General features: G+C 36.9%; 9 protein-coding genes and 1 pseudogene. 5 read left to right on the forward strand and 5 right to left on the reverse strand.

The genetic code is table 11. From position 1 onward, the window contains the following. From OC533_RS14850 to OC533_RS14860, 3 genes and pseudogenes are all read left to right on the forward strand, one after another. A pseudogene (locus tag OC533_RS14850) lies at positions 1-202 on the forward strand (hypothetical protein); the annotation flags it as partial. Between the two features lie 161 nt (positions 203-363). Further along, the gene (locus OC533_RS14855; RefSeq protein ID WP_050896901.1) at positions 364-708 is read left to right on the forward strand and encodes a hypothetical protein; all 345 of its coding nucleotides are present in this window, start codon (positions 364-366) and stop codon (positions 706-708) included. Beyond that, the gene (locus tag OC533_RS14860) at positions 696-1976 is read left to right on the forward strand and encodes a Y-family DNA polymerase (protein WP_032492070.1); all 1281 of its coding nucleotides are present in this window, start codon (positions 696-698) and stop codon (positions 1974-1976) included. Before OC533_RS14855 ends, OC533_RS14860 begins: the two co-directional genes overlap by 13 nt. 50 nt (positions 1977-2026) lie before the next feature. Here the strand turns inward: OC533_RS14860 and OC533_RS14865 are convergent, their stop codons facing one another. After that, on the reverse strand, positions 2027-2323 hold the full coding sequence (locus OC533_RS14865; protein ID WP_003728502.1) for a hypothetical protein: 297 nt from the start codon (positions 2321-2323) through the stop codon (positions 2027-2029). Next, positions 2301-3275, reverse strand: a complete 975-nt coding sequence (gene prgP, locus OC533_RS14870) for a ParA superfamily DNA segregation protein PrgP (RefSeq protein ID WP_003728501.1) — start codon at positions 3273-3275, stop codon at positions 2301-2303. The genes OC533_RS14865 and prgP overlap by 23 nt, the downstream gene beginning before the upstream one ends. Before the next feature lie 739 nt (positions 3276-4014). Between prgP and OC533_RS14875 the strand changes: the two genes are divergently transcribed. Together OC533_RS14875 and OC533_RS14880 are read left to right on the forward strand one after the other, a co-directional pair. Continuing rightward, positions 4015-5649 carry a primase C-terminal domain-containing protein gene (locus OC533_RS14875; protein WP_031641544.1) on the forward strand — a complete coding sequence of 545 codons (1635 nt, stop codon included), beginning with the start codon at positions 4015-4017 and terminating at the stop codon, positions 5647-5649. 274 nt (positions 5650-5923) lie between these two features. After that, entirely contained in the window at positions 5924-6679 is a 756-nt protein-coding gene (locus tag OC533_RS14880; RefSeq protein ID WP_031641546.1) for a hypothetical protein, read from the forward strand. Between the two features lie 33 nt (positions 6680-6712). On the opposite strand, the gene OC533_RS14885 is transcribed toward OC533_RS14880, so the two are convergent. From OC533_RS14885 to OC533_RS14895, 3 genes are all read right to left on the reverse strand, one after another. Beyond that, positions 6713-7300 (reverse strand): IS3 family transposase, encoded by a 588-nt coding sequence (locus tag OC533_RS14885; RefSeq protein ID WP_160457047.1) that lies wholly within the window; start codon positions 7298-7300, stop codon positions 6713-6715. A gap of 91 nt (positions 7301-7391) precedes the next feature. Then, positions 7392-8147, reverse strand: coding sequence for an IS21-like element helper ATPase IstB (gene istB, locus OC533_RS14890; protein ID WP_013315180.1), 756 nt, complete (start codon positions 8145-8147; stop codon positions 7392-7394). A 10-nt stretch (positions 8148-8157) separates the two neighbouring features. Continuing rightward, positions 8158-8661 (reverse strand): Mu transposase domain-containing protein (locus tag OC533_RS14895; protein WP_077952016.1); only part of this gene is annotated, 504 nt, incomplete at its 5' end.

Below are 8661 nucleotides of genomic sequence, written 5' to 3' on the forward strand. Positions count from 1 at the left end.
ACTTGTGAGCAAGAGAAAAAAATACTTAGATGGAAGTTCATGGCATAAGAAGAAGGGGTGGGATAAAATAGATAAATGTGAAATATCTTATCTATTTGTCTATGATACTCATACTAAAAAAGTACGAAAGTATTATATCCTTGCAGGAAATTCAGTTGATGACAAAAAGAATAAACAATATTTTAGTTATCGTTTAAATTAATTAGTAAATAAATTTTTTATTATGTGTTCATTCGCAAGCTTCAGTTTTTGGCTGGAGCTTTTTTATTATTTAATAAAATTTAAACTTGCCAAACAGAACATTTGTTTGTATAATTTAATACATAAATAGAACATTTGTTCTTGTTGGAGGAGGTCATTTCAATGGCTTATCGAGATCGAGGCATGCAAAAGTGGCAAGGCATGATTCTATCCGAGCATACAGAACAACTAGAACAAGCAAAAAGAAAGTTATCTTGGCTACCGCAGCAAAGTGAAGAATGCCTGGTAGAAATTTTAAGCTACGCTGTTACAAAGCAGCATGCTATAACGATTCAACGACTAACAAAGGATGAAAACGGCTATCCCCTCCCCTTTGTCATGGGAAGAATAGCTGGTGTGGAAGATGATCGAATTTATATTAGAGATATGGCCGGAGATATCACCGTGTTGACATTTGACGATATTAATCATATTTCAGAAGGGACAATAGAAAAATGGTACAGATAGAAGATTACACCCACGTACCCTCTCGCGATATTCTTTGTGTCGATGTGAAGTCGTTTTTCGCCAGTGTGGAATGCGTTAAGCGTGGGTTAGATCCACTCCAGGCTTTTCTTGTTGTCATGAGTAATGCAGATCGCGCTGGAGGATTGGTGCTTGCAGCAAGTCCTCAAATGAAAAAAGTTTTCCGAATTAAGACAGGATCTAGAAAATTTGAAGTGCCAGAGGACGATCCTCGCATCATTATTGCTCCACCTAGAATGCAACTATACTTAAAAGTGAATGAGCTCATCCAGAAAATCTTCCTTCGATATGTATCCAGGGAAGATTTTCATGTCTATTCTATCGACGAAGCCTTTTTGGATGTCACGCACAGTAAAAAGCTTTTTGGATCCGCTGAAGTCATCGCAAAAAAGATACAAGCAGATATTTTAAAGGAGTTAAAGCTGTATGTCACGGTTGGTATTGGAGACAATCCCCTTCTTGCAAAATTAGCATTGGATAATGAAGCCAAACATCAAAAATCTGGTATTGCGGAATGGCGATATAAAGATGTACCGGAAACAGTGTGGAAGATCCGACCGATCACTGATTTTTGGGGAATTGGAAAAAGGACTGCTTTTCAGCTGGAGCGAATGGGGATCTATAGCATCCATGGATTGAGCCAGATGCTCCCCTCCTACTTAAAAAGACGTTTAGGTGTGATTGGGGAACAATTGTATTATCATGCGCATGGGATCGATTATAGCCGTCTGTCAGAAAAGTATAAGCCACTTGAGAAGTCGTATGGAAAGAGCCAAATCCTAGAAAAGGATTACCATGATCCGGAACAGATCGCCGTGATTATTCAAGAAATGGTGGAAGAAGTAGCGATGCGCCTACGCAATCATCATGTTGATACCAGCGTCATTCATCTAAGCGCCGGCTACAGCCGATATTCCACTCGGAACGGTTTTAGCCACCAAAAAAAGATAATGGCAACCGACAGTAGCAAGGAGCTTGTCCCCTACTTCTTAGAAATGTTTTGGAAGTATCAGGAAAATGATGCGGTGCGATCAGTTGCGGTTAGTTGTGGTGGCATCAAAAGAAAAACATCGATGCAGCTGAGCGTATTTGAAGACTATACAAAAACGCTCCAGCAAGAACAGCTAGAGCGTACGATTGATAAGATTCGTGATCGTTATGGATTTAAAGCACTTATGCATGCCAATAGCTTAGTAGCCGGGGCTACAGGATTGAAACGATCTGATTTGGTCGGTGGGCATAAAGGATAAAAAGATAATTAGATAAAACTATCTTTTTATCTAATTATCTTTAGATAAAACTATCTGTTTTTCAATAAATCCTTAAGTATCTTTTGTTGTCTTGGTTCTAGCTTAGTATCCACCCAGTTTTCTAATAAGAGATTTACCAATTCATAATGTTTTAATTTTGTTTCAAAGAAATTATTAGCTATTGTATCAATTAATAACATATCGTCAGGGTTAACCTTAATATTTTTCCTGTCTTTTGCATTAACTTTTTTTTCGGAGTTGGACTTTGTATTAACTTTTCTCGATGTATCTGCTTGAGTTTTTACTTGTGCTTGTTCCTTGTCTTTACGATCTATTAATCGAGCCATTAACAACAATCTCCTTTCCCAAAGCAGTTACTTTACCAATTTTTGGATTGTAAAAAATTGGTTTATATTGATAGTTATCTAAATCACTGCCGTTTTCAATAAGCTGCATACGTTCAAGCATCTCTTGTACTATATCAGTATAGAGTGCAAACATTGTTCGATCCCAATGATCTTCAAATTGAACGCCAAATTTACCATATAACTCTAGTCTTGCGTGATTGTTTATTGTAGTTCCAAATATATTTTCTTTACCAAATTTTTCTTTTGTAGTTTCTAGTATTTTTTCATGCAATTTTCTTTTTTTCTGTAGTAAAACTGGTAAAATACCAATTATTTCTGTTTTGAAGCGACTGCCAAAATCATCTACTAAGGTATTAAGATAAGTTGAAATAAAGGTGTTTGAGCCTTCTAATGCAAATTGTTGAGTTTCTTGAACCACAACTAAGTAATCAGCAGCAACTACAGCATTATCTACTTTTAAATCTGTAGAAGGTGGAACATCAATAAAAATAAAATCATAGTCATCACGAATTTTGTCTATAAGTGAAGAGAGATAAAAAGTTTGTGCTTCTTCAGTTTTGAATTTACCAATTAAAAAATTAACCATTTTTCTCATATCGTAACTACCAGGGATAATATCAATATTTTCGTCTAAATTAACAATCGCTTTTGTTAAGTCTCCTTCTTCAATTGCTTTCATTAGTGACATGGGGAACTCTATAACATCATAAGTTTTACTCATGAAACTAGTTTCATTACCTTGCATATCTTCATCAATCAATAAAACTTTTTTATTAAAGACATGCGCAAGAATAATTGCCTCCATAGTGGTGTTGGTAGTTTTCCCTACTCCACCTTTTTGATTTGCATTAATAATAACTCTGCATCGATTATCACTTAGTACTTTCTGCACTTTTTTATATTCTTCTATATAAGCCGGACTATTAAACATTCTCTCGCCTCCTGTAATATATTTGTAATAAAGATAAAAGGATAAAAAGATAAATTTATCTGATAAACTCATAATAACATTCCTTGAATTTTATGTAAAGCGAAAAAAGATAAATATTCGGAGGTTATATAAATTATTTGTAGTATAAAGTAACATAGTAACTTATAAAATTAATTGTAAATTGCATAACAGCAATACTTTACAGGAGATAAAAAGATATATAGATAAAAAAATAAAAAGATAATGAGATATATAGATAAAAAGATAAAGAGATAAAAAGATAAAAGTATATATAGATAAAAAGATAAAAAGATATTTATATCTTTTTATCAAATATTATATAGGAGTAAGCTTATTGTGAGAAAAATTGATAGTTTACAAAAAAAAAAACTTGTTGTATTGTGTAAACAACAAGTAAATAAAAAAGGAATCGCCCATGCATTGACCAAAATGCACTTTAATGTGTTCGACCAAAAACACATTAAAAAGACGAAACCCTACAAGCTATTAATTTAAAATTGATAAAAAAATTATAGCATAAGTAGGCTTATTTGACAATGCTTAAAAGCAAGTTTTCAAGCATTTTTATAAGGTTTTTGAACGTTTCGTGCATGTGAAAAAGTTTCCTTTTCCTGCGCGAGATTTTTGTTTAAAAGGACAAGATTTCTCTGCAGGGAGGGATCTTGTCCTTTTTTGTTTGCTAAAAGTGAGAATCAACGAAGAGAGGAGAGAGGATCAGATGTTTGACAACGAAGCGATGTATCAATATAGCAGCGTGATCGATGCGGTCGTGCATGAAGGAATCACTGCTTTTCGGAAAAAGGGAAGTAAAGGCGTTTTGGCTATTCGAGATCACTATGCAGCTGTCGAAGCAGCAAGCGAAAATCGTAAAGGCGTGCAATTTGTCGTTCGCGATAAAGGTCATCTGCAGATGGAGCATGGCGTCAAAGGGTTTATTGTTACGAGCCAAGAAGCGCTGCTGACAGAAGCAGATAAAATCACGCATTGGACACCAAACGTTTTTAGATGGGGAACATATACGGACGATAAACGGCAATACATAAAAGGTTTTGACGAACAAAACTTGCAACAAATCAATACATTCGTGGTCGATGTCGATACACAACAAGTCGATGTTGCGAAGATGCTGACGGCATCGATGAAAGTGCTGGATCAAACGCCGACTTTTATTTTACATACTACAGCTGGTTTTCAACTGTACTTTGTCCTAGATGCACCAACGTTTATCAGCAATGCCAACCAGTTTAAAGGGTTACGCGTGGCGAAACGTATTGCTAAAAACATCAAACATGCGTTTGCGAACGAACTGCCAAACGTCGATTGCGGATGCAATGATTTTGGTTTCTTCCGAGCTCCAAATACTAAAAATGTTGCCTTCTTAAATCTGGAGAGTAAATTTCAATTTCAGGAATTGATGAACTGGTCTAAGGAATATACGGCTAAAAATAATCGCCCAGGTCTGCAACTTGTGTCGAAGCAAGCAGCAACTTTTGATGCGACGCAGCAACCTTGGTTCGATAAAATCGTGCATTTGACGAATGTCCAGGGGCGCAAAGGGCAACTTGGCCGGAACAATGTTATGTTTACACTGGCACTTGCTTGTTATAGCTCCGGCAGATCCAAACAAGAGGCTTTAGATCTGCTTGATCAATTTAATAGTCGCCTGCAGGCTGAACTGAAAAATTATAAAGAGATCGAAAAAGTCGTACATAGCGCTTATTCCAAAAGATATAAAGGTGCGAATCTGGAGTATATTGAATCGATCTTGGAAACGTACGATTCAGGAAGCGAAATGGAGCATTCTACGCCATTTATCTTTGCGAAGCCAGGGAATCGTGTGTTACGGAAGCATAAAAAAGCGCGAGAAGTGCGAGAATATTCACATATTGCAGAGTGGGAAAGTGATTTGGAAAGCTACCTAGAAAAACAGATCACAGCTGGAAAACTTTACTTAGAAAAGTCGCAGCGCGAGTTGGCTGAAGAAACAAAAATACCATACGCATCCTTGAAAAAAGTCCTGAAGCAATCGAGCAAAATTATTAGCAAAGTACAAGGCAAAGGTCGATACGCGAAAACGTTGCTGACCACGATCGCGATTGTGACCGAACAAGCGATCCGTCATGCACTCGATCAAAAAAAAGTGAAGCAAGAAAAATACCGTGCATTTGTTGAAACGTTTGCGTCAGCAGTGGAATATGTGAAGGGAAAAGTCTACTCAACCAGCAACGCAGAGAGCCTTTTTGTGCGTTCCAACGTCAGAGGGGATAGAACTGCCCAATTAGTGTTAGAACAAATCAATAAAGTGTACCAGACAAGTCCTAGCAACGATTTAGAGCGATCGCGAAGTAGTTAACTTTTAATGAGCTCAATTGCCAAGTACTTATTTCTAGTTACTAGTTTGCTCTCGACCCCCTGGTTAAATTAATTTACTGATGTGAGGATGGTTTTTAAACATGAATCGAGCAGAGAAAAAGCAAAAACAACAGCTGTTACTCCAGCTGTCAGATTGTTATGAAAAGCATGATGCGTTACATGTGAAACATGAGGCTGGTACTTATTTACAATGTGCTACGTGTATGAGAATTATAGAGGTGACAGCTGCGATCAAACGGTTATAAGAACCACCAGTGGTAAAAAAAACGGAGAAAAAACAGCTAAAGGGTAGTCATCAGGCCGAACCGGATGCGGTGAAGTTTGAACGTATGGAAGATTGGTTTCAAGGTTTTACGGTGGATCAGTACGTGCATTTAAAAGATTCGGGAATGAAAGATAGCGATCTTGTAGATTTGTTAGATATTCCAGTTGCTATTTTAAGACATTGGAAGATGTTACATGGTTTAGCGAGTTATCCAGCAAGTATTTTTGAGGTAACGACTAAAGAGCAAGAGAAGTATTATTATAAGGCGCTCAAGCAGAGGGATTTGCGGCATCTTTTAAGACAAGCAGGAATCCAAGCACGTTCGATCACTGAAATTCCTGGCGATGAATGGGAATCATTTTATGTGTCACTGGATGGAGCTGATAGCTATACAACGCTGGGGTTATTGGAGCAGGAAGTAGTCCTTGGGTTATTAGCGCATTTAGAACCGGTTTTAGAAACACAAGCTGCGGAAGTTTGTGTCCCAGTTGGGACATATAAGGTTATTCGGTATGGTGGCAATAATGGGGGACAGATCGTGAATTTTGTTCAGCCTCATCGAGCTCAAAAAGGGAAGAAAGGCAAACCTGTGCAATTATTGGTCAAGGGGCGTATACAAACAGCGATCAAGCCAGGTATGTATGTTGTCAAAAATAGCTTGAAAGAAGTGATGTGTTATACATCTAAGGAATTTTTTATGCTGTTTGACTTGTTGCAGGATACGAAGTACCGCCCGAATGGATAGATGTCAATAAAGTAGACAGAAAAAAGGAATATTTTATGAAGAATCATTTAGAAAAGCAAGTTCTTTTAAATTAGGTGATAAGAAGTTGTTTGCAGAATGTGGTCTTTTTGAATTATAGAATCCTTCAATATACTCAAAACAAGCTAATTTTACTTCTTCCAAAGAGGAAAAATTTCGACGATTAAGTTCTTCTTTCTTCATGTATTTAAAGAAAGATTCTGTGACGGCATTATCCCACGGGTAAGCAAGTTTAGAATAGGAAGGGATAAGGTTGTATTTTTCTTGGACCTGCCGTAATTCTTGAGACAAATATTGGGAACCACGATCAGAGTGAAAAATAACCGACTGCACAGGATTTCTAGAATGAACGGCTCGCTCTACCGTATCACAAACTAATTTTGCAGTCATAGAGGCATAGACATTCCAAGCAATCACTTTTCGAGAGAAGATGTCAAGAATTACACAAAGATAAACAAATCCTTTTTTTACAGGAATATACGAAATGTCGCTGACCCAAATACGATTGGGTTGCTTGGAATGAAATTGCTGTTCCAACAGATTTGGACAAGTAGAAGAAACCGTCGGTTTTTGATAACGGAATCTTGGTTTTACGGTAGACATTTTAGGAAGATCCATGGTTTTTTGTCAAGGGCCATATTAAAATGTTGGTTTTAGGCCACTGAAAATGTAGGTGAAAATCGTTTAAACGTTTTTACGATTTCACCTCTTTGTTTTCGCTATAACTCTTCATTCTATAAGAGGGCCCCGTAATTTGGATCAATTTAGAGTGATGGACCAACCGGTCCAGTAGCGCGTTGGTAAGCTTCTTGTTTCCAAATATTTCGGACCACTGGGATAGTGGGATATTGGTTGTAACAATCGTAGATTTTCTTTCATACCGCATATTAATCAGCTGAAAAAGTAAGTTGGAACCTTCTTTGGAGAAAGGTAAATAGCCGACTTCGTCGATAATCAACACCGAATAACCCGAATATTTTTTTAGCATCGTTTCGCTAGTTCCGCGCTTGTGAGCGCGGATCAAACGATTCACTAATTCAGTGCTCGTAATGAACAAACAACTTAAACCACGATCGATACATTCTAATCCAATTGAAACGGCTAAATGGGTCTTTCCAACACCACTATTTCCAATAAAGAGAATATTGTCATATGTGTCTAAAAAGCGTAATGTTAATAAATCCTGCATTTCCTTCTTTTTTATCCTTGGTTGAAAATCAAAATTGAAATCATGGAGTCGTTTGTGGTAGGGGAACATTGCACGCTTTAATACCTTTTTTTGACTTTCTTTTTTACGATAACTAATTTCTTGTTGGGTGAGCTCGAATAAAGAGTCTACAAGCGATTTATCACTTTTGGCAACCTCATCTAAATGGGCAGGTAGATTTTCTTTCATGCAAGATAAATTCAATTCGTTTAGTTGATTTAACAATTGATGGTAATGGGACATCATTTCCTCCTTATAGATCGTCATATGCATGTAAATTATCATCGACAAATCGCTCTAATTCTTCATCTTCTAAATATTTAAATACATCGGAACGCAAAATTTCAAGCGAGTCTTCGCGTTGATAATTAAGCGCTTTTTCACTTATAGGATGGGTTCGAATACATTTATCCCCATACCAAACAAATAGATTGTCCCTACGAATATCTAACGTAACTTCTTTCCCAATATATTTAACAGGAACAGAATATTTAGCATTTTGATATTGAACCATGGACTCCATCGATACCTTTCTCAGTAGACGTTTATTTCTAGAAACATAGCTGAGCAATTCTAAACGATGGATGGGAGCTAGTATGGGAAGCTCTTCCTTTAGTAAAACCGTCGGTTTGTTGTGGATGGCTTGTGAGACGGAGCCATTCAGATCTTGCATCAATTCATATATGATCTGTTTTAACTCTTGTACATCTGTAAATTCATAATTAAAGACCATTAAACGCTCAACTGTTCGGGCTAA

Origin of the sequence: Listeria sp. Marseille-Q6474, from assembly GCF_946902005.1 — a bacterium.
GTDB classification, from domain to species: Bacteria; Bacillota; Bacilli; order Lactobacillales; family Listeriaceae; genus Listeria; species Listeria innocua.

What these genes read in the sequence shown, in the direction of transcription:
- OC533_RS14875 (WP_031641544.1), top strand. Translation starts at nt 4,015, where the DNA reads ATGTTTGACAACGAAGCGATGTATCAATATAGCAGCGTGATCGATGCG.
- OC533_RS14885 (WP_160457047.1), bottom strand. Translation starts at nt 7,300, where the DNA reads ATGTCTACCGTAAAACCAAGATTCCGTTATCAAAAACCGACGGTTTCT.
- OC533_RS14855 (WP_050896901.1), top strand. Translation starts at nt 364, where the DNA reads ATGGCTTATCGAGATCGAGGCATGCAAAAGTGGCAAGGCATGATTCTA.
- OC533_RS14860 (WP_032492070.1), top strand. Translation starts at nt 696, where the DNA reads ATGGTACAGATAGAAGATTACACCCACGTACCCTCTCGCGATATTCTT.
- OC533_RS14865 (WP_003728502.1), bottom strand. Translation starts at nt 2,323, where the DNA reads ATGGCTCGATTAATAGATCGTAAAGACAAGGAACAAGCACAAGTAAAA.
- istB (WP_013315180.1), bottom strand. Translation starts at nt 8,147, where the DNA reads ATGTCCCATTACCATCAATTGTTAAATCAACTAAACGAATTGAATTTA.
- prgP (WP_003728501.1), bottom strand. Translation starts at nt 3,275, where the DNA reads ATGTTTAATAGTCCGGCTTATATAGAAGAATATAAAAAAGTGCAGAAA.